The organism is Oceanotoga sp. (assembly GCF_030445905.1).
GTDB classification, from domain to species: domain Bacteria; phylum Thermotogota; class Thermotogae; order Petrotogales; family Petrotogaceae; genus Oceanotoga; species Oceanotoga teriensis.
Map to the genome: position 1 here is coordinate 1 of NZ_JASUSU010000020.1, position 21873 is coordinate 21873.

The 21873-nt window shown below is 26.1% G+C and carries 18 protein-coding genes, 1 pseudogene and 1 CRISPR repeat array; of the genes and pseudogenes, 15 read left to right on the forward strand and 4 right to left on the reverse strand.

Annotation, left to right across the window (positions count from 1 at the left end; all coding sequences use genetic code 11):
- The first annotated feature begins 3 nt into the window (after positions 1-3).
- Positions 4-623: direct repeats of the CRISPR family, unit length 29 nt; unit sequence ATAATAATCAAACCATATTGGAATATAAA.
- Between the two features lie 28 nt (positions 624-651).
- Entirely contained in the window at positions 652-1497 is an 846-nt protein-coding gene (locus PWP28_RS07340; RefSeq protein WP_308644483.1) for an alpha/beta hydrolase, read from the forward strand.
- A gap of 152 nt (positions 1498-1649) precedes the next feature.
- The gene (locus tag PWP28_RS07345; protein WP_308644484.1) at positions 1650-2981 is read left to right on the forward strand and encodes an MATE family efflux transporter; all 1332 of its coding nucleotides are present in this window, start codon (positions 1650-1652) and stop codon (positions 2979-2981) included.
- A 28-nt stretch (positions 2982-3009) separates the two neighbouring features.
- Here PWP28_RS07345 and PWP28_RS07350 read toward each other — a convergent pair whose 3' ends face one another.
- Positions 3010-3882 carry an aminoglycoside 6-adenylyltransferase gene (locus PWP28_RS07350; protein WP_308644485.1) on the reverse strand — a complete coding sequence of 291 codons (873 nt, stop codon included), beginning with the start codon at positions 3880-3882 and terminating at the stop codon, positions 3010-3012.
- Positions 3883-4045: 163 nt separating this feature from the next.
- Between PWP28_RS07350 and PWP28_RS07355 the strand changes: the two genes are divergently transcribed.
- Both PWP28_RS07355 and PWP28_RS07360 read left to right on the forward strand, forming a co-directional pair.
- Complete coding sequence (locus PWP28_RS07355; protein ID WP_308644486.1) at positions 4046-6772, forward strand: pullulanase; 2727 nt, start codon at positions 4046-4048, stop codon at positions 6770-6772.
- Between the two features lie 89 nt (positions 6773-6861).
- Positions 6862-7245: a nitroreductase family protein gene (locus PWP28_RS07360; RefSeq protein ID WP_308644487.1), complete on the forward strand. Its 384-nt coding sequence runs from the start codon at positions 6862-6864 to the stop codon at positions 7243-7245.
- 113 nt (positions 7246-7358) lie between these two features.
- Here PWP28_RS07360 and PWP28_RS07365 read toward each other — a convergent pair whose 3' ends face one another.
- Positions 7359-7970 (reverse strand): class I SAM-dependent methyltransferase, encoded by a 612-nt coding sequence (locus PWP28_RS07365; RefSeq protein ID WP_308644488.1) that lies wholly within the window; start codon positions 7968-7970, stop codon positions 7359-7361.
- Positions 7971-8165: 195 nt separating this feature from the next.
- On the opposite strand from PWP28_RS07365, the gene PWP28_RS07370 reads away from it, so the two are divergent.
- The 8 genes and pseudogenes from PWP28_RS07370 to PWP28_RS07405 all read left to right on the forward strand — a co-directional run bounded on the left by PWP28_RS07370 (position 8166) and on the right by PWP28_RS07405 (position 13720).
- Positions 8166-8585 carry a DUF3795 domain-containing protein gene (locus PWP28_RS07370; protein ID WP_308644489.1) on the forward strand — a complete coding sequence of 140 codons (420 nt, stop codon included), beginning with the start codon at positions 8166-8168 and terminating at the stop codon, positions 8583-8585.
- Positions 8586-8600: 15 nt separating this feature from the next.
- A complete protein-coding gene (locus PWP28_RS13825) occupies positions 8601-8750 on the forward strand; it encodes a sugar-binding domain-containing protein (RefSeq protein WP_374045486.1) in 150 nt (49 codons plus the stop codon).
- Positions 8751-8842: 92 nt separating this feature from the next.
- Positions 8843-9340 carry a GyrI-like domain-containing protein gene (locus PWP28_RS07375; RefSeq protein WP_109604822.1) on the forward strand — a complete coding sequence of 166 codons (498 nt, stop codon included), beginning with the start codon at positions 8843-8845 and terminating at the stop codon, positions 9338-9340.
- A 109-nt stretch (positions 9341-9449) separates the two neighbouring features.
- Positions 9450-10478, forward strand: coding sequence for an ABC transporter substrate-binding protein (locus PWP28_RS07380; RefSeq protein ID WP_264150743.1), 1029 nt, complete (start codon positions 9450-9452; stop codon positions 10476-10478).
- Between the two features lie 75 nt (positions 10479-10553).
- Positions 10554-11484 (forward strand): annotated as a pseudogene (locus tag PWP28_RS07385) (FecCD family ABC transporter permease).
- Positions 11481-12245, forward strand: a complete 765-nt coding sequence (locus PWP28_RS07395; protein ID WP_308644492.1) for an ABC transporter ATP-binding protein — start codon at positions 11481-11483, stop codon at positions 12243-12245. The pseudogene PWP28_RS07385 and the gene PWP28_RS07395 overlap by 4 nt, the downstream one beginning before the upstream one ends.
- 4 nt (positions 12246-12249) lie before the next feature.
- Complete coding sequence (locus tag PWP28_RS07400; protein WP_308644493.1) at positions 12250-13233, forward strand: class I SAM-dependent methyltransferase; 984 nt, start codon at positions 12250-12252, stop codon at positions 13231-13233.
- 73 nt (positions 13234-13306) lie between these two features.
- Positions 13307-13720 carry a MarR family winged helix-turn-helix transcriptional regulator gene (locus PWP28_RS07405; RefSeq protein WP_264150740.1) on the forward strand — a complete coding sequence of 138 codons (414 nt, stop codon included), beginning with the start codon at positions 13307-13309 and terminating at the stop codon, positions 13718-13720.
- Between the two features lie 36 nt (positions 13721-13756).
- Here PWP28_RS07405 and PWP28_RS07410 read toward each other — a convergent pair whose 3' ends face one another.
- Together PWP28_RS07410 and PWP28_RS07415 are read right to left on the reverse strand one after the other, a co-directional pair.
- Positions 13757-14956, reverse strand: a complete 1200-nt coding sequence (locus tag PWP28_RS07410) for a hypothetical protein (protein WP_308644494.1) — start codon at positions 14954-14956, stop codon at positions 13757-13759.
- Between the two features lie 237 nt (positions 14957-15193).
- Positions 15194-16942 carry an HD-GYP domain-containing protein gene (locus PWP28_RS07415; RefSeq protein WP_305081602.1) on the reverse strand — a complete coding sequence of 583 codons (1749 nt, stop codon included), beginning with the start codon at positions 16940-16942 and terminating at the stop codon, positions 15194-15196.
- Between the two features lie 389 nt (positions 16943-17331).
- Between PWP28_RS07415 and PWP28_RS07420 the strand changes: the two genes are divergently transcribed.
- The 3 genes from PWP28_RS07420 to PWP28_RS07430 all read left to right on the forward strand — a co-directional run bounded on the left by PWP28_RS07420 (position 17332) and on the right by PWP28_RS07430 (position 21861).
- Entirely contained in the window at positions 17332-19050 is a 1719-nt protein-coding gene (locus PWP28_RS07420; RefSeq protein WP_308644495.1) for a flavocytochrome c, read from the forward strand.
- Positions 19051-19057: 7 nt separating this feature from the next.
- Positions 19058-19399, forward strand: coding sequence for a NusG domain II-containing protein (locus PWP28_RS07425; RefSeq protein ID WP_109604814.1), 342 nt, complete (start codon positions 19058-19060; stop codon positions 19397-19399).
- 578 nt (positions 19400-19977) lie between these two features.
- Positions 19978-21861 carry an NAD(P)/FAD-dependent oxidoreductase gene (locus PWP28_RS07430; RefSeq protein WP_109604813.1) on the forward strand — a complete coding sequence of 628 codons (1884 nt, stop codon included), beginning with the start codon at positions 19978-19980 and terminating at the stop codon, positions 21859-21861.
- Positions 21862-21873 lie beyond the last annotated feature (12 nt).

Genomic DNA, 21873 nt, shown 5'->3' on the forward strand with positions numbered 1-21873 from the left:
AAAATAATAATCAAACCATATTGGAATATAAAGTAGAACAATTAAAAAATATATTGATCAGTTAGTAAAATAATAATCAAACCATATTGGAATATAAAGAATGAAATTAATAATTCTTTTTATTCTACAAGAAATATAATAATCAAACCATATTGGAATATAAAGTGTCATATTTCTTATAATAAGAATCTCTATATAAAATAATAATCAAACCATATTGGAATATAAAGATACTAGTACCGAGCGAGTGGTTTGCCGCTCATAAATAATAATCAAACCATATTGGAATATAAATTTTCTTGCTTCATATCTATAATTAAGAGTTTCATAAATAATAATCAATCCATATTGGAATATAAATACATCTTTTAAAAGCGTTTTTAAAGCGTCTGCTTTATAATAATCAATCCATATTGGAATATAAATACATTCATAAGAGTATAACCTAAAGCGTTTGATATAATAATAATCAATCCATATTGGAATATAAATCTTGTATTATATAGTTTTGCAAATACTTTTGGGTTTATAATAATCAAACCATATTGGAATATAAATCAAGAAAATATTGAAAAATTGAAAAATGAAAAAAAAATAATAATCAATCCATATTGGAATATATTTTAAAAATTAAAAGGGGAGACTTTTCTTATGGATTTCGTTACAAGTGATGGTATAAAATTATATTATGAAAGAAAAGGCAATGGAATTCCATGCCTTTATCTTCATGGCGGACCAGGTTATTGGAGTAAATCATTTCAATATTATGCAGGTAAATATTTAGAGAAAAATTTTGATATGATATATTTAGATCAAAGAGGTTGTGGGCGTTCGGAATATAGTTTAAGTAAAGAATATTCTTTAGAGAAAATTATCAATGATATTGAAGAGTTAAGAATATTTTTAGGAATTAAAGAATGGTATATAATTGGCCATTCATTTGGAGGCATACTTGCGGTAAATTATGCTTATTATTTTCCAAACAGGACTATAGGATTAATATTATCTAATGTTACATTATGTATGTACTATTCTTTTATGCATCAGATAAATAAAGGTTCAGAAATTTTAGGAATTGAAAAACCAGTAATAAAGAAAGATGATTTCAAGTCATTTGTTGATACATTTTATTTTATTCTTAAAGAATTACTAATAAAAGGGGATTATTTCAAATTACAATTTTTAGAAAAAGAAAATAAAAAACAATTAGATTTAATAGATCAGTCATTACAATCTGATCCGAATTTTCAACAATATGTATTTTCATCTAAAGAATATTTTCAGGATTTTACACTATTAACAAAAAATATAAAAAAGCCAGTATTAGTTATTACAGGTGAATTTGATGATGCTATTGGGCCGGAACATTATCTTTCATTTAAGTTTGAAAATATTGTTATTCATAAAATAAAAAGTAGTCATCATCCTTATATAGAAAATCAAATAGAATTTAAAAATATTATAGAAGATTTTATTCATAAAGATTATCAAAAATAAAAATATATAGATATTATCTCCAAAGTAATTTTATAATTAATGAAATTTATAAAATTATTTTGGAGATATTTTTGTATTAGATCTGAAATTTTAAAAATAAATGGTATATAATATTATGGTATATAAACGAATACATAAAAGGAAGTGTTAAAGTGGGGAAACAATTGGATGTGACTAAAGACAATGTTGTTAAAGTTTTTTTTAAGTATACAATCCCTACGATGTTGGGAATGTGGTCTATTTCATTAGCTTCTATAGTGGATGGGATATTTGTTGGAAAATTTATAGACTCTAATGCACTTGCAGTTATAAATTTAGTTGTTCCATATGTTTCATTATTATTGGGATTAATAACGATGCTCGGAGCTGGAGGTTGTGTTTTAAGCGGAAAATTATTAGGTGAAAATAAAAAATTTCAAGCTTCATCTATTTTTTCGAGAGTAATTCAAATAATGTTTGGAATAGGTGTTATATTTTCTATTTTGGTTATAATATTTCCAGAAAATGCTGCTAGATTATTAGGTGCAAATCAAGTCATTTTAGAATATACGGTAACATATATAAAAATTTATTCGTATTTTTTACCCATACAATTATTAGGAATAGGAATAAGTTTTTTTGCAAGAGTAAATGGTAAACCAGGATTAACTTCTTTTGCTTTATTATTTAGTGCTATTATGAATGTATTTCTTGATTGGGTATTTGTTGTTATTATGAATAAAGGAATGGCAGGAGCTTCTTTAGCAACAGGAATTTCTCAATCTATGACATTTTTTATTTTACTACCATCATTTTTTTCTAAAAATAGTAATTTAAGATTTGTGATTCCTAAAGGAATAAAAAAAGAGATATTTTATTCCATGTATAATGGACTATCTGAATTATTAAATGAAACATCAAGTGGTATAGTTGCTTTTGTATTTAATCATGTTTTGATTCAACAATCTGGAGTAAAAGGTGTTGCTGCATTTACAATAGTCAATTATTTTTTATACAGTGGAGGACTTATTGCCTATAGTGTTGTTGCAGCTATTCATGGGCCGGTGAGTATTAATTATGGAGCAAAAAATACTAAACGTATGCATGATTTTTTAAAAGTTTCTATATTATTTAATATAGTGTTAGGTTCTTTAATAGCTTTTATTTTGAAAGGCTTTGATATACATTTGGTAAATTTCTTTTTAAAGTCAAGTGGAGTTGAAGTATCAAAAATGGCCACAATATATATAAGTATTATTTGGTATACTTTTTTTATAAATGGTATTAATATTGTAGTTTCAGGTTATTTTACAAGTATACATAAACCCATATCTTCATTTGCTTTTTCAGCTTTGAGATCTCTTATACTTCCAGTTAGTCTAATATTGATTTTTAATACTATTTTTAAAAATGAATATATATTTTATGCAGTTCCTTTATCTGAATTATTAACTTTAATAGGAATCATTATATATACAAGATTTGGAAAAAAGAATTTGGGATAATAAATAAACCGGCATTTATATGCCGGTTTTAATATATTTCATTTGCATCTTTAGGTAACTTATATACATCTTTTAAGAATTTAAGACTATTTTTTGCTTCTAATTTATTATAATTCATATTAAGTCCTTTCGATAATTCTAAAGCAACTTTATCAAATAAATCACACATTATAAAAACAGAATGCCAAATGTCTTCTGATTTTGCATTTGAATAAGTTTTTAGAAGACTTTCCCACATATTATTATTTAAATATTTTTTAATAAATTTTCCTGATTTTCCACAAGAAACTTTGAAATCATTTTCAAAACCTATTTTCCATTCTAATAATTTTATCAATTGTGGCCTTATAACATTATTTATCATATTTAAAGTATATATAGTTTCTTCACGCCATAATCCTTTAGCAACATTATTTAAACACCACCAAAATTCATTACAAGTATCAATAAACTCTTTTTCAACAGGTTTTTTTACCCAATATTTACTATCTGAAGATTTTTCAATATTTGGAAGAACATTATTTTTATCTAAAAGTATTTTGCAAAGAGTTTCATTTTTAATATCTTTCAAGGCATAAGATAAAGTGACTACATGTAAATCTAATCGATTACCATCTTTAAATTGAATAAGCCAACCGTAGCATTCTTCAATATTATTTTCATAATAGTAAGAATCTTCTGGATATTGCATATAAAGTCTTTCTCCAAATAAGTCTATCCAATTTTTATCTGTAATAAAAGAATCTGTCTCATTTACAACATAGATAATGTCATAATCTTGAAAAATATCCTTTTTTATATTTGGATTAGTTCTCGATCCAGTCATATAAACAGCTTTTATTCTATCATCTACTTTGGCAATATTTAATATTAAATCAAACATTTCAGATTCAGACCTCATAAAATCCCCCCCTTGTTTATTAAATTATACATAAAATAATATAAATTAAATAGTATAAATTAATAAAATAACATGATATAATATATGAAAAAGCTTCATTTAATATGAAGTATTTTTATTAGCTTTTCAGAAAACGTTTTCAAAAAAGTGAAGGGGGAGAATTATGGTTCATTTAAAAAACATCAAAAGTATTTTATTGGTTCTTTTAATCGGGATATTTTCAATAAGCTTATTTGCTTCTGAAATTCCTGAAAACGTTTTACGTATTCATTATCAAAGAACAGATGAAAATTATGATAATATTGTATTATGGATATGGAATGATACTACATGGACATCTCCATCAGGATGGCCAGATGGACTGATTCAATCAGGGAAAGATGATTTTGGTGTTTATTGGGATGTACCATTAAAAGAAAGTGCTAACAATCTTGGTTTTCTTATGGTTAATAAAGAAACACAAGAAAAAGATGGAGGAGACAAAGGATTTACCATGTTAAATGATTATAATGAAGTTTATACATTTATGGGAGAGGATAAAGTGTATGTAAACAAAGATAAATCCGTGCCTCATGCTATACTAAAGGGTGAAATTTTATCTGATGAAAAAATACTTTTAAATTTCACTAAAATCATTGGGGTGAGAAAATCACAGATAAAACTTGAAGATAAAGATGGAAATGAAATTCCTATAAAAACTACAAAACCATTGAGTAAAACATCTTTAGAATTAAATGCTGACTTAGATTTAGAAAAAGCTCCATTTAAAATAACATTTAATAATAAAACAATACAAGCAAAAGCTGGTTGGAGACTTATAGATTCTTTATATTCATATGATGGAAATGACCTTGGGGTTACATATAAGGATGGAGCAGCGACTTTTAAAATATGGAGTCCTAAAGCTTCAAAAGTATCCATTTATATATACGATAAAAACAATCAAAGTGTTGAGATAGCTAAAAAGAATTTGAATTTAAATGAAGAAAATGGAGTTTGGACTATTCATATAAACCCAGAAGAAATAAATGTAAAAGATTTAAAAGGTTATTATTATCAATATGAAATAATCAATGATGGAGTTTCAAAAAGAGTCTTAGATCCATATGCAAAATCTATGGCTGCTTTTAAGGTAAAAACTGGTGGTTCAGGTGGAGATAAATATACAGTAAATTCTGAAGAAACTGAAGATAAAGTGGGAAAAGGTGCGATTTTAAACCCATCTGAAATAGGTCCAAATTTAGATTATGCCAAAATAGATAATTTTGAAAAAAGAGAAGATGCAATAATATGGGAAATTCATATAAGAGATTTTACATCTGATCCATCGATAGAAAAAGATTTAAATTCAAGATGGGGAACATATAAAGCATTTATAGATAAATTAGATTATATTAAAAGCCTTGGAGTAACACATGTACAATTATTACCTGTAATGGCTTGGTATTATGGTGATGAAACGAGTATGGAAAAAAGAGAATTAAACTATTCATCACAAAATAATTCATATAATTGGGGATATGATCCTCATAACTATTTTTCACCAGATGGAGCATATTCTATGAATGCAGAAGATCCTCAATTAAGGATAAATGAATTAAAAGAATTGATAAAAGCAATACATGATGCTGGAATGGGTGTAATATTAGATGTTGTTTATACTCATATGGCACAAGCAAGTTTATTAAATGATATAGTTCCAGATTATTATTTCTTCATGGATGATAATGGTAATTTTGTTGGAGGTTTTGGAAATAATCTCGCAACATCTCATAAAATGGCTGAAAAACTCATGGTAGATTCAGTAAAATATTGGTTTGATGAATATAAAATAGATGGTATGAGATGGGATATGATGGGAGATGCAACTGCTGACTCAGTACAAAAAGCTTATGATGAAGCAAAAAAATTAAATCCTAATGCTCTTTTTATAGGAGAGGGTTGGAGAACTTTTAGCGGTAAAGTAGAAGATCCATCATTAGTACCAGCAGATCAAGATTGGATGATGAATACAGATGATGTAGCAGTATTTTCAGATGAAATAAGAAATGAATTAAAATCAGGATTTGGAAGTGAAGGGCAACCAAGATTCATAACTGGTGGACCAAGAGATATAAAAACTATATTCTCAAATATAATAGGAAAGCCTTCAAATGTAAAATCAGATGATCCTGGAGATATAGTACAATATATTGCTGCACATGATAACTTGCCATTACATGATGTAATAGCTCAATCAATAAAAAAAGATCCTGCAACAGATGAAGAAGAAATTCAAAAAAGAATAAGGCTTGGAAATACTATAATACTTACAAGTCAAGGTATATCTTTTTTACATGCAGGTCAAGAATATGGAAGAACAAAGCAATGGAAATCAGATCAAAAACCAGAACAAAAATATCATTATTTGACAGATGAAAAAGGAAATCCATTTAAAAATCCTTATTTTATACATGATTCATATGATTCATCTGATGCAATAAACATGTTTGAATGGAATAAAGTTATGAATGATGGTGTTTATAAAACTACTGTAGATTATACTAAGGGACTTATAGCTTTGAGAAAATCTACAGATGCATTTAGATTGGGAGATCATCAAAAAATAGAAAAAAATGTAAAACTGTTAAATAGCAAAGATATAAAAGATGTAGATCTTGTAATAGCATTCACAGCTGAATCAACAGATGGAGAAATTTATTATGTTATTATAAATGCTGATTCTAAAGTCAGAAAAATTCAATTGAATGGAGATATAAAAAATGCAAAAATTCTTGTGGATGCTGAAAAAGCTGGAATTGATGAAATAAAAGATCCTATTGGAGTTCAAATAGGTGAAAATTCAATAATATTAAATCCTCTTACAGCAACTGTATTAAAATTAAAATGATATAAATTAAATACTAATAAATACTTGATTTCTTGAACATGAAGAAATCAAGTATTTTTTTGGTATTATTTAAATAAGGGGGGATTATCATGGAATTAATTGAAGTCATGAAAAATCGTCGTTCTGTGCGAAAATTTAAAGATCAGAAAATAGATGAAAAAATTATACAAAAAATATTAGAAAGTGCAAAACTTGCACCAGAGACCGATACATGTAATTATTATTTTGGAGTTATAAAAAATGAAGAAATAAAAAAAGGAATAGGAAAGGAAACTTTATTTGCAAATTGGGTTGAAAAAGCACCTGTAATATTTGTATGTTGTTGTGATATAAGTTGGGATATAGCTGAACAAAAAGAAGATGATTATGGAGTTATTGGAAATAAAATGAGATATGGAGAAAATAAACAAAATTTTAAATTTACCAGAAAATATAACTTGCCAATTACTTTTACCAATTGGATATCCAGATGAAATACCTCAAGTAAAAAAAGAAAAAAATTTTAAAGAAAAAGTATTTTATGAAAAATGGGAAAATTAAAAAATATCTGGCAATGAACTACACCATGCCAGGTATTTTTTATTATTTATTTTTTAGCGATTAACATGAACAACTTATAAGGGACCTCTTTAGTTTCTGGATTTTTATAACTTTCAAATATAATTTTATAATCAATATTTTTAAATCCAGACTTTTTAACCCATTCTTTCATAACTTCAGGATCAAATCCATTATGTCCTTTAAAATTTGGAAAAGATTTGTGAAAATCTCCATTCTCTTCACAAAGCTCAATTATACATAATTTACCATTATCTTTTAGAACTTTATGCAATTCTTTTAAAGTTTTTTTAACATCAATAATATGATGTAAAGCCATGGAAGTATATATCAAATCGAAATTCATGTTTTTTAATCCTTCTGCATTAATATCAGTTTTAAATGCTTTCATATTATTTGTATTGTAAACTGATATCTTCTCATTTACTTTATCTATCATTCCTTGAGAGAGATCTACAAGAGTTATAGATTTAAAATAATCTTTTAAATTAAAGCTTATGAGACCTGTACCGCATCCAAAATCTAAAACTTCAAAATCTTTATTTGTTTCAATAGAACTTATTAATTCATCAGATATAATTTTTGCTCTTTCTATATTATATTCAGTATCCCATTTATCAGCTTTAGAATCAAAACTCATAATATATACACCTCCAAAAATATAAATGTAACTTAAAAAAATTATAGCATATAATTTTAAAATAGATAAAAAAAATCATATTTGCACAAAAAAATAAAAAAAAGAAGTTAAATAGAATTATGAATTAAATACTGGGATAATAGTATCAAAATATTGATCATTGGACTATAATATATCTAAGGGAGGTAAAGTCTAATGAAAATGCCTATGAAAATTGAAACGAAAATGTTTGCACCATGTGGGATGAATTGCATGGTATGCTATAAACATTGTCATACTAAGAAAATAAAACAGCATTGTGGTGGTTGCATGGTAGAGAGTAAAGGAAAACTAGAGCATTGTCGTAAATGCAAAATTAAAGATTGTGTTCAATCAAAAGGATTGACCTATTGCTATGAATGTATTGATTTTCCTTGCAAGCTAATAAAGAATCTTGAAAAACGTTATAATAAACGTTATAATGAAAGCCTTATTGAAAATAGCAGAATTGTAATGCAAAAGGGAATACCTCATATTATGAAAGCTCATATTCAGAAGTATACTTGCCTACAATGTGGGGGTATAGTTTCCTTACATGATAAAGTTTGTACTGAATGTGGAAAAGAAACAAATTAAAATAAAATTCCAAATATAATACTTGTTGCTGGAGGAGAAGAAAAAGCTCTTGCCTTACTTGCAATGTTAAAAGGAGGATATATAAATACCCTCATATCTGATCAAAAAACTTTAGAATTGATACTAAACTCAAAAAATATTTATACTTTGTTCAATAATAATTAATAATATTGAATAAAATTTAAAAAAAGTATATAATTAATGTATATAAAGGTATAACAAAAAAGATATATAACAATATCGGGAGGTATTAAAAAATGGGGGATATTTATAGCGAAATTAAAATAGTTACTATTCCAAAGATGAAGGTTGCAAGGTATGTTATAATAAGTCCAAATCCTGAGAGAGATGTTATGAATTATATGAATAAATGGGCTAAAGAAAGCGGATTATTAGATATAAAAGATTTTTCTCCGAGAAAAATAGGCTGGGATTTTCCTTTTGTAACCAAAGAACAATCCGAAAAATTTGGATTGAGAGGATATGTTTTTGCCTATTCTATACCAGAAAATTTTGAACCTAAAATAAATGGAGCACAATTAGATTATATAGAACAAGATACTTACGCAACCCTTAGAGTAACTGACCCTCATAGCAATTCATTTAAAAATATTCCAGAAGGGTATCATAGATTATTTAATTTTGTAAATTCTGGAGAATATAAAACTCTAACTTGGGAAAACAGAATAGCTTTTGAAGAAGAATTTGATATCGATGGAATTCATTATATGGATATATATATTCCCGTAAAATAATTAGGCTTTACAAACTTTTTTAAATATGATAAAATTTTAAAGGTGATATGAAATATCACCTTTATTTTTTATTTATATTGTATGCTTGGCATACAAAAAGGAGGGAAATATGAAAAAAATTTATTTATGTATTATTTTTTTAATTTTATTTGTAATGGGTTTTGCTTCTAATTCTGGTAAACAAATAATTGATTGTAGTGGTAATAAGGTGAAAATTCCGGAATCAAAAGATATAAAAAGAATAGTAGTAGTTTCTCCACCTATATTTCCAATGATTCTTTCTATGGTAGATGACTATGAAAAAGTTGTTGCTGTACACCCTTTAGGATTAAAAAATGCAAATGAAGAAATTTTAATCAAAAGATATCCAAAAATAAAAAAAATGAATACAACATTTGTAAAAGGATTCAATGTTAATGTTGAAAGTGTTTTAGCTTTAAATCCAGATATAATATTTTGTTATGGTGTTCAACAGAAAAAAAATCTTGATGGATTAAATATTCCAATTGTAGATTTTTTAATACCTGAAAATAATGATCCTATTTATACATTAAATAAATGGACAGATTTATTGAATGAAATTTTTGATTTAAAAAAATCATCTTTTATAATGGAAGAGCTGAAAAAAATTAAAAAGATTGAAACTGAAAATAATAATAAAACAAAAGTTCTCGTAATAATAAATAATGTTAATAATAAAATAACTATTTCAGCTTCTAATTCCTATGAAGATTATTGGTTGAATTATGCTGGGATGGAAAATGTTGCAGGTAATAGAGGTGGATGGCAAGGTTGGCAAGAAGTGAATATAGAAGAAATTTATAATTGGCAACCAGATAAAATTTTGATTTTTATGGGCCCTAAAGCTGAAGAGTATTTAAATGGGAATATGGGAAAAGAATGGGAAAGATTAAAAGCAATTAAAAATAAAGAAGTATATAATATTCCAAAAGGTTATTTTAATTGGAATGTACCTAATCCAGATAGTCCATTGATGTATAGTTGGTTGATATCACTTATGAGGAATGATCAAAAATCTTTTTATGAAGAAATTAAAAGATATTATGAAAAAAATTATGATATAAAACTTGATGAAAAGGATATCGATTCAATATTGAATCCAAAAGAAGGTAAGTAGTAAATGTTCAAAATTAATTTAAAATTTTATATATTATCTTTTATTAGTTTAGTTTTTTTAATAATCATATCTTTAATGATAGGTAGATACAATATAAGTTTTTTAGATATAAAAGATAGTTTTATGTATATTTTCAATAAGAATATAAAAATGACAAATGCAATGTTTATAATACTCGAAATAAGACTTCCTAGAATATTGATGGCTTTGTTGGTTGGTAGCAGTCTTGCAGTTTCAGGTACATGTATACAAGCTGTTTTTAAAAATCCACTTACAAGTCCTAAAATACTTGGAGTATCTTCAGGTGCAGCATTTGGAGTAGCTTTTGGAATAATGTTTTTTAAAAATTATATTATGGTTTATATAACTTCATTTTTATTTGGAATATTTGCAGTTTTTCTAACTTATTTATTTGCTAAGAAGAATGGAAAAACTACAATACTATCATTGATCTTATCTGGAATTATAGTAGATTCTCTTTTTACATCTTTTTTAACGATAATACAGTTTAATGCAGATGTTGAATCTGAACTGCCTTCAATAATATATTGGCTTATGGGGAGTTTATCAGCAGTTAGAATGAAAGATTTAAAAACTGTTTTTTTTCCGATTATTCTATGTATAATATTAATTTTTATGCTTAGATGGAAATTAAATATATTATCCTTATCTGATGAAGAAGCTGAATCACTTGGATTTAATGTAAAAATATATAAAATCATTATCTTATTTCTTGTAACTATATTATCCGCTATAACAGTTTCTATATGTGGCATTATAGGATGGATAGGATTGGTTACACCGCATTTTGTAAGATTGTTTTATGGGACATCATATTAATTTAATACCAGGAACTATTTTTTTTGGAGGATTTTATTTATTAATAATAGATAATTTAAGTAGATCTATAACGGGATCAGAAATTCCACTCTCAATAATGACGGCAATAATAGGTGCTCCTTTACTTGGATTTTTTATAAAGAAAAAAGGAATGATTAACTTATGAACATAAAAGTTAAAAAAGCTACATTTTTTTACGGGAAAAGATGTATATTTAATAATATAAATTTTGAATTAAATGAAGGTGAAATGTTAACCATACTCGGACCAAATGGAGTTGGAAAAACAACACTTATAAAATGTTTGTTGGGTTTTAGTCAATTAAATCAAGGAAATATTTTTTTTGATAATAAATTATACAAAGATATAAATAAAAAAATATTTTGGAAAAAGATTAGCTATGTACCTCAAATAAAAGAGTTTAATTTCTCGTATGATGTAAAATCTATGATAATGCTTGGTAGAAATCCTTATATAGGGTTTATGAAAATGCCTGAAAAAAATGATTATTATGAAGTGGAGAAAATAATAGAACTATTTAATTTGGAAAAAATAAAAAATAAATCTATGAATAATTTAAGTGGTGGAGAAAAACAAATGGTATTAATAGCCAGAGCTATGGTTTCTAATCCAGAAATGATGATAATAGATGAACCAGAACTCAATCTTGATATATCTAATCAAGATAAAATATTTAAGATTTTAAATAAATTGATAAAAAATAAAAAAGTGAGCTGTATAATAAACACTCATAATCCCATCAATGTAATAAAATATAGTGATCTTTCTATTCTAATGAAAAAAGATTTAAGTTATTATTATGGAAAAACAAATGAAGTTTTAAATATAGATAATATAACAGATGTTTTTGAATTATCAAAAGATTATTTTAAAAAAATAAAAGATAAAATATTTTTGGAGGTTTAAAGATATGAAAGAATATATGAAATTAATTTTAGATTATAATAGAAGCAAGATTTTCATAACAGCTTTAAAATTAGACATTTTTTCTCATTTAGAAGATGAAATAGATTCAGATTATATAGCAGATAAATTATCTTTAGATAGAAGAAACACAAAATTCTTTTTAAATGCACTTTCCTCGAGTGAATTTATAATTAAAAAAAATAATAAATATAAAAACACATATAAATCGGATAAATATTTAAATAAATCAAAAAAAGATTATATGGGAGACTATATATTATTTAGAGAACAAATGTCATCATTAGAATCATTAGATAAAAAACTTTTAAAAAAACAATACAAAAAAATAAATGATGGTTGTGATATGTATGATTTTTATGAATTAGCTAAAGTTACAAGAAAAGAAATGTTTTTTGGAAAAGTTCAAAATATTTTAAATTTAATAGGAAAAATTTTTAATAAAGATCAAAAATTCAAAGTTTTAGATCTCGGTGGAGGATCGGGAACATTTGCAATAGAGATCGCAAAAAAATATAAAAATTCTCAAACGTTTATATTTGAAAGAGATAATGTAACTCCAATTGCAAAAGAAATAATAAAAAATGAAAATGATTCAGATTTAGAAAAAAGGACTCATATTCTCGAGGGTGATTTCAATTCAGATGAAATAGGAAAAAACTATGATTTTATAATAGCTTCGGGAATAATGGACTTTGCAGGTGAAAATATTCAAAACTTATCAGACAAAATATATAATTCTATGAATAAAAAATCATATGTTTATCTTGTAACTCATGGTGTGAATGAAAACTATACAAAACCAGAACCAGCAATAATTGGTTGGTTATCCGGTCAAATAAATGGTCTTGATATATTAACTTGTGAAAGAAAAATTATAGATAGCTTTTTTGAAGCTGGATTTAATAAAATAGAAAAACTCGATGAAAAAGAGGGATTCTTAAACTCTTATCTGATACACAAAGATTAAATATTGAAAAAACTTTATTTTATTATATAATAAAAATATGAGAAAAAAAATATTTGAAACTATGAGTTTATTCATGAAATTAGTAGAAAATGCCGCTAATGGTAAGAAAAAAATCTTAGACTTCGGCGATGATATGAAATTTTACAGAGGAGAAATACATCTAATAAAAGTTATAGGTGAAAATCCAGGAATGTATATTTCACAAGTTGCGAGATATCTCAAAGTTACAAGAGCTGTAGTATCAAAAACACTTTTAAAACTTGAGAAAGATGGATTTATAATCAAGGAGGAAGATGAAGAAAATAAAAAAAAATTACGTCTTTTCCTTACGAAAAAAGGAAATCTTGCATATGTAAACCATCAAAAATATCATCTTGAAAATGATAAAGAAGTTTATGATTACTTAAATGAGCTCGATGATGAACAAATAAAAATTATAGAACAATTCCTAAAAAAAGCAGGAAAAATGCTTGAAAATCATTATTAAAAAGGAGTGAAGCTGTATAAGCTCACTCCTTTAAATTTAAATATCTTTTATTTCAGTATATGTATTTAAACCATAAGAACCAACAAAATCACCTTTTAATCTAACAAAAACAGCATTTTTTTCCTTATGACCTGAATCTATTTCAGCAGTAGAACCGCTATTCTTAAGTATATCAATCAATTCTTCTGTGCTCAATTGTTTTGTTCCTTGATAACCAGTTACTTTTGTTAAAAGATAAAAAGGTATTCTAAAATCATCGATTATATCGATATACCAAAATGCTTGTATGGATGTTTCAGGATTCACAGTTATATCTTGACTGAACAAATATTCTTCAGTTACTGTTTTAGACCATTTCTGTTGACTTTCTAATGTTAAATCAATAGATAATGATGATTCTGTAGATCCAAGAAGTGGAATACTTGCTTTAAAAGTACTTGTCATACCAGTATGAAGAGTTTCTGTCAATGTAAATTCAAAAGTATTAGAAAGAGAAATCTTTTTTTCTATATGATGAGTTATTTGAGTGTTACTAGGGTTTTTAATAGTTTGTGTACCAACTAAATCTTTATTTGCACCAGATTCAGGATAAGTAACTTCATCAAAAATACAATCTAATACAGTAGAAGACAAAAGTGCAAAAAATGTACATGAATAAAAAAGTCCTGTATTATTTTCTGATTTATGAGTTTGCACAATATAATCATTATTACAACATATAGAAGGATCTACACCATTTTCAAACTTATATGAAGGACCAAAATCGATTTCTTTTGAATAATCATCTAAACTACCAATATGATACCAAAGAATATCATGATTATTTGATTTATGAAATTCCACAACAGAATTCAATTCATTAATAGAGATATCAGGTTCTGAACCAGTATCATAATTATAACTCTTACTCCAATCAACTGTTTTAGAAGATTTATTTAAAGTTCCAATATGATACCATAAATTCCCACTACTTTGAGACTGATGAACTTCAACTATGAAATTAGAGTTCATTGATACTTTTGGCAATTTACCAGTATCATATTTATGACTTTCACCCCAATCAATAGTTTTATTATTAACATTAACAGTTCCTACATGATACCATAAATCTTCCATATTCGATGAATTATGTACTTCAACAACAGAGTTTTCAAAAATAGCTATGGAAGGTTCTTTTCCAGTGTCATACTTAACACTCTTTTTAAGTTTTAACTGAGTACTTTCATTTACCAACATTTTGATTCCTCCTTTTTTTATAAAAGTTAAAATGCAGGAATCATACATTTTTATATTTAAAGATATACAATAAAATAAAAAAGTTAAAATCTTAATATAAAAATGAAATGTTTTTAGTATTTTTAAATAAATGTATGAACTTATATTTTACATAATATAAATCTTTTATTATTATTATATAATTAAAAATTATAAAAATCAAGCATTTTATGTTAAGAAATAAAAAAATATATAAATTTAAGATAATTTTTTAAAAATATAATCAATTTCTTCATAATTTTCTTTAAAAACTTCTAAAATGATAGGATTGAAATGCTCAGGCTTAACTCTATCATCACCTTTAACTATAATTTTATAAGTTTCTTGAAGCGAAAATCCTTTTTTATAAGAACGAGGAGATCTCAAAGCATCAAAAATATCAGCGAGTTGAACTATTTGAGCCTCTAAAGGAATATTATCTCCTTTAATACCATATGGATAACCAGAACCATCCCATTTTTCATGATGATATAAAGCTATATTTTGAGCCATATGAAAAAATTCTTCATCGAGTAGTTCTTTTGCACTAATTGTATGATTTTTCATAATTTTCCACTCATTTTCTGTAAGACTACCCTTTTTATTTATTATTTCAGTTGGAACAAATATTTTACCTATATCATGTAAAGGAGCAAATTTTTTAATATCTTCAACAAAACCCTTATCCATACCGAGTTTATCGGCAATTAAAGCTGAAATTTCTCCAACTCTATAAACATGTTGGCCAGTATTTTCATCATGACCTTCTGCAATTATGGAGAGTTTATGAGCAAAATTGAGATAAGCTTTTCTCAATTCTTGATTTTTTTCCTCTATTGTTCCATAGGCGTTTTCAAGCTCATCATAACTTTCTTTAAGATCTTTAAAATAATTTTTTAATGAAATCTGAAAATTCAAAGTTTTATTCTTCAATATATTTATTTCTTCAATTTTATACATATCTTTTATAGATAATAAAGCGGATTTTTCAGGATTATTAATATCGAATTGATTATAATTTGATATTATCTTTTCTAGAGGAGAAACTAAAAGTATTTTGGATTTTTTATTTATAGCTTTTATAAAGCCGAAAAATACTATCATAAAAACTATAAAAAATACTATTGAAAATAAAATGTTTTTTAAAGTATATATATTATCTACAGAAATTTCTAATACATATCTAATTGGTTTAAAACCAGTATCTTTTAACTTATATATATAATATAATTTTCTATTATAAAAATTATTATATGTGATATGATCATCTTTTGTATGAAAAATATCATCTATTATTGTGCTTATAAAATCTGTAGGCTCATTGTTTAAATTATTATCAGATTGAATCATCTTTATATTTTTATCAGAATCAATTATATATAAATTACTGAACTTAATATCTGCAGAATCTGAAATTAAAGAGGTTGAAATTCTTTGAAAAATATTATTTATGAAATTTTCTGATATTATTAATTCTAATATTATAAAATAATTTTCATTTTTTGTTATGAAAAATTTTTTTAAATTATTATTTTTGAAATCAAGCACAAAATCACTTATAAGAGATTCATCGAAAAATAAATTTCCAGAATTAAATATAAAATTATTCTTATAATAATTACCTTTTAAGTCCTCAATATTAGAATCTATTATATACCCCTTTTTAGTTGTCTTATAATAATTTATAGAATAGATATAGTTTTTAAAAGTTTTTGGGGGCATTTTTAATTCATCTTCAGTTCTTAACATATTAAAATAATCATTTAAAATATTGTTGAAATCTTCATTTATCATCGCCAAATTATCTTCAAAAGTGTGAAGTGTTTCATTAAATATTTTAGTTATTATAGATATTTTTTCTTGTTCTTGCTGAGTATTTTCATATATATTTATAGAAAAAATAACAAAAAAAGATATACTCACAAAAGTAAATATTTTAAATATAATTTCTCTTTGAATAAACCTCACTAATTTCAATTAGATCACCAACCAAAATTTTTTTTATTTATATATAGATTAACAGAAATTCTTTAAAAATTTGTACTTTATATAGTTTTGATTGTAAATAATTATTTTAACATTTTACATATTAATTCGATAAAATTAAACTAAAGAAATAATAAAATCTGAATTATAGAGATTTAACAAAATTATAATTAAAAAATTTATTGTAAAGAATATTAAAAAAATATTTACCATTAGAAATTCTAAATTTGACTTTTTAAAGGTATTATATAATTAGTTTCAATATAATTAAACGGTTGATAAGTAAAAATGTTAATCAATTAATAATTAATTATGTATTTATAGTTTTATAGTTAAAATTTTCACTTATGTGATTTTTGTAGGAGGCAAGTATGAAGATTTTTAAGCAGGTAGTTGTATTTTTATTATTAACTTTTTTAATGATTTCATTAGTTTCATGTAAAGACTCAAAAGATTCAAATGTATTTACAGGTGAAGGAAAAGGTAAAAATGGTACTATAAAGGTTGAAGTTACTATTGAAAATAACGAAATAAAAAAGATCGATGTAGTTGAAAATCATGAATCTGAATTTACAAAAGATGTATTTACAAAAGTTATTAATTCTATAGTTGCTCAAAACAACCCAGATATAGATGTATTATCAGGTGCAACATGGACTTCAGAAGGAATAATAACAGCAGTAAAAAATGCTGTAGATAAATCAGGCATAAAATTAACACCTAAAGTAGTTGCAGATGATGCTAAGTTTGAAGATGTAACAACAGATATTGTAGTAGTTGGTGCAGGTGGAGCTGGATTATCAGCTTCTATAGCTGCAAAAAATTCTGGTGTCAATGTTATATTAGTAGAAAAAACAGCTGTTGTAGGTGGAAACACAAATTATGCAACAGGTGGATTAAATGCTGCAGAAACAAAAATTCAAAAAGAAAAAGGTATAGAAGATAGTGTAGAACTTTTTGTTGAAGATACTATGAAAGGTGGAAAATACCTTAATAATGAAGAATTAGTAAAAGTATTGGCAGAAAAATCGGCAGAAACTGTAGATTGGTTAATAGAAATGGGTGCTGATTTGACAGATGTGGGAAGACTCGGTGGTGCAAGTGTTGATAGAGCACATAGACCTACAGGTGGAGCTGCAGTAGGATCAAATGTTGCAAAAGCATTAGAAAAAAAAGCGAGAGAAGTTGGAGTAGATATAAGAGTAGATAATAAAGCGGTAGAATTATTAAAAAATGATGATAGAATCACTGGTATAAAAGTTAGAGATTCAAAAGGTCATGAATATAGTATAAATGCTAAAGTTGTTATATTAACAACAGGTGGTTTTGGTGCAAATCAAGATTTAGTTGTTAAATATAAACCTGAATTAAAAGGATTTGGTACAACTAATCAACCAGGGGCAACAGGAGATGCAATTGGTTTAGGCGAATCTGTAAATGCAGATTTTGTTGATTTAGAACAAATTCAAATCCATCCTACAGCATCAAGTGTTAATGGAGAACTCATAACAGAAGCAGTAAGAGGTAATGGAGCAATATTAGTTAATATAAATGGTGAAAGATTCATAAATGAACTACAGACAAGAGATGTAGTATCAGCTGCTGAATTAAAACAACCAGAAGAAAGAGTTTATCTTGTTTTCGACCAAAATGTAAGAGATAGTTTAAAAGCTATTGAAAAATATTCAAAAGCAGGATTATTAATAGAAAGTGAAACATTAGAAGATTTGGCAAAAAAAATAAATGTTAATGAAGAAAATCTTGTAAAAACAGTTGCAAAATATAATGGATTTGTTTCAAATAAAAATGATGTTGATTTTGGTAGAACATCTATGACAACAGAATTAAATAAAGCACCTTATTATGCTTTAGGTGTATGGCCAGCAGTTCACCATACAATGGGTGGAATAAAAATAAATACAAATGCACAAGTTATAAATAAAGATGGAAATGTTATAAAAGGTCTTTATGCTGCTGGAGAAGTAACTGGTGGAGTTCATGGTGCTAATAGACTTGGTGGAAATGCCATGGCAGATATAACTATATTTGGTAGAATTGCAGGATTAAACGCTGCGAAAGAAGTAAAATAATTAATTAATGAAAAAAAGTGATATTACTATAATAATATTAATAGTTTTAACGGCAATAGTATTTATAGCATATCAAAAATTAAATTCTCAAAAAGAAGGCAAACTTATTGCTGAAATATATGTTGCAGATGAATTATTTGGTACTTATGAGCTCACTGATGAAGAACAAAAAATCTTAATAGATACAATTTATGGTACGAATATTCTTATAATACATAATAAAACCATAGAAATGTATGAATCTGATTGTGATAACCAATTATGTGTACATATGGGAGCTAAAAGTAAAAATGGTGAGATGATTGTCTGCCTCCCAAATAAAGTCTTTGTTGAGATAAAAACAAAATAATTTCATATCCTCCTATTTAAAATAGGAGGATATTTTGAATAATATTAAAATTTAAAAATATGGATAAGTAAATTTTTGGTAAATAAATTTTTTTATGTTAGAAAATATTTTTTAAGAATGAATCTCTTTAAAATACTTATTAAGAGTGCATAATAACTAAGATTTATATCTAATGATATATATATTTAATTGATATATACGATAAATTAATATATTAATCACAAAACATTTATAAATGCAGGTTTTAGAATTTTTATATAAAAATACTATTTTTTTCAGATTGAAATAAAGTTTAAAGTATTAAAATAAATGATTTGAAAAATTCAACTATACGTTTGATTAATTAGTGATTTTTCTGATATAATAAAATATGTAAGGTTTGCACACCTAATAAATTCTCTATACTTTTAAAGTATCTTTTTTCACAAGGTGATTATTTTTTGTTTTTAAATTCAGATAATATTTATCTAAATTTAAAGAAAAAATACATATTTTTAACTATTTTTATTTTTGAGGAATTTTTCCATCAAAAGCCATTTGGCTAGGGTAAGAAATATTTTTATATGAAAGGTGATATTATGAGTGATGTAAAGAAAATTGTTTTACTTGGTGCAGGGTATGGCGGAGTTTTAACAGCCAAAAAACTGGCAAAAAAATTTAAAAAAAGAGACGATGTTACAATAACTCTCATAGATAAAAATCCGTATCATACAATGCTTACAGAACTTCATGAAGTTGCGGCAAATCGTGTACCAGAAGATGCGGTAAGGATAAGTCTTGAGAAGATTTTCGCTGGAAGAAAAGTTAATATTGTTTTAGATTATATTCAAGAAATTGATTTTGAAGGTAAAAAACTTGTAGGTGATGTGAACACTTATGATTATGATTATTTAGTTCTTGGTTCAGGATCTAAACCAGCTTTCTTTGGATGTAAAGGTGCTCAAGAAAATGCATTCACATTATGGTCATTTGAAGATGCTTTAAGAATAAAGCAACATATAATGGATAATTTTACGAAAGCAGTTTCAGAAAGAGATGCAAAGAAAAGACAAAAACTATTAACTTTTGTAACTATTGGTTGTGGATTTACAGGAGTTGAAATGGCTGGCGAACTTGGAGAATGGGTTAAAAGACTATGTCAAGATTTTGATATAGACAGAAGTGAAGTTAAACTTTATATAATGGATTTACTTCCTAAACTTTTACCTATGCTCGATGATAAACTCATCAAAAAAACAGAAAATCGCTTGAATAAATTAGGTGTTGAAATACTTTTAAATTCTAATATAACTGAAGTTAAAAAAGATGGTGTAATAATAAATAATGAAAGATTTATAGAATCTGAAACAGTTATATGGGCAGCAGGTATTGAAGGCAGTGATATAGCTTCAAAACTGGATATAGAAAAGATAGGAAGGAATCGTGTTCAAACAGATGAAAATTTGAGAGCAAAAGGAAAAGAAAATGTATTTGTTGTTGGAGATAATATCTTTTTTATACCAGAAGGAGAAGAAAGACCAGTACCTCAAATGGTTGAAAATGCAGAACACTCTTCAGCTCTTGTTGCAAAAAATATAGTTGCCACAATAAACGGTGGAGAATTACTTAAATATAAACCGAAATTTCATGGTATGATGGTTTCAATCGGTGGACAATATGCGGTTGCACAGGTTGGAAGTGCTCAAAAACCTATGAAATTCACTGGCTGGATTGCAATGTTTATAAAACATTTTATAAATGTAATTTATTTCTTACAAGTAGCAGGATTTCATAAAGTATGGAATTATGTTATACATGAATTTTTCTCAGTTCCAGATAGACGTAGCTTTCTTGGAGGATATTTTGCTAAAAGATCGCCTAATTTTTGGTTATTCCCATTAAGGTTATTTGTTGGATATAAATGGCTTGAAGAAGGGATAGCAAAATTACCAAGAGTTCTTGAAAATCCAAGCGATATATTCCTCATACCTGCAAAAGTTGCGGCTACTTCAGGTGCTTCATGGGCAGATACGGCTACAGCAGCTTCACAAGTAGCAGAAGCGGCTACTTCAGGTGGAGCAGAAGCAGCAACATCAGCATGGGGAGCGGCATTACCAGTTCCAGAATGGATTCAAGGTATAGTTGATTGGTCTATGAATTTGATATTTTATTCCTCAGATGGAAGTTTTACATTTATGGCAACATTTTTCCAGACCGCTATGGTTTTTGCAGAAATAGTCTTTGGTATATTACTTATTGCAGGATTATTTACAGCAATTTCTTCACTTGCGACAGTTGCAATGGGAATTATGATATGGTCATCTGGAATGGCTCCATTTGAAATGTTATGGTATATATTCGGTGCTATAGCGCTTGTTGGTGGATCAGGAAGTACTTTTGGCCTTGATTATTATGTGTTACCTTGGTTAAAGAAAAAATGGAAAAAAGTTAAATGGGCTAAAAAATGGTATTTGTATACCTGATTTAGATAAAAT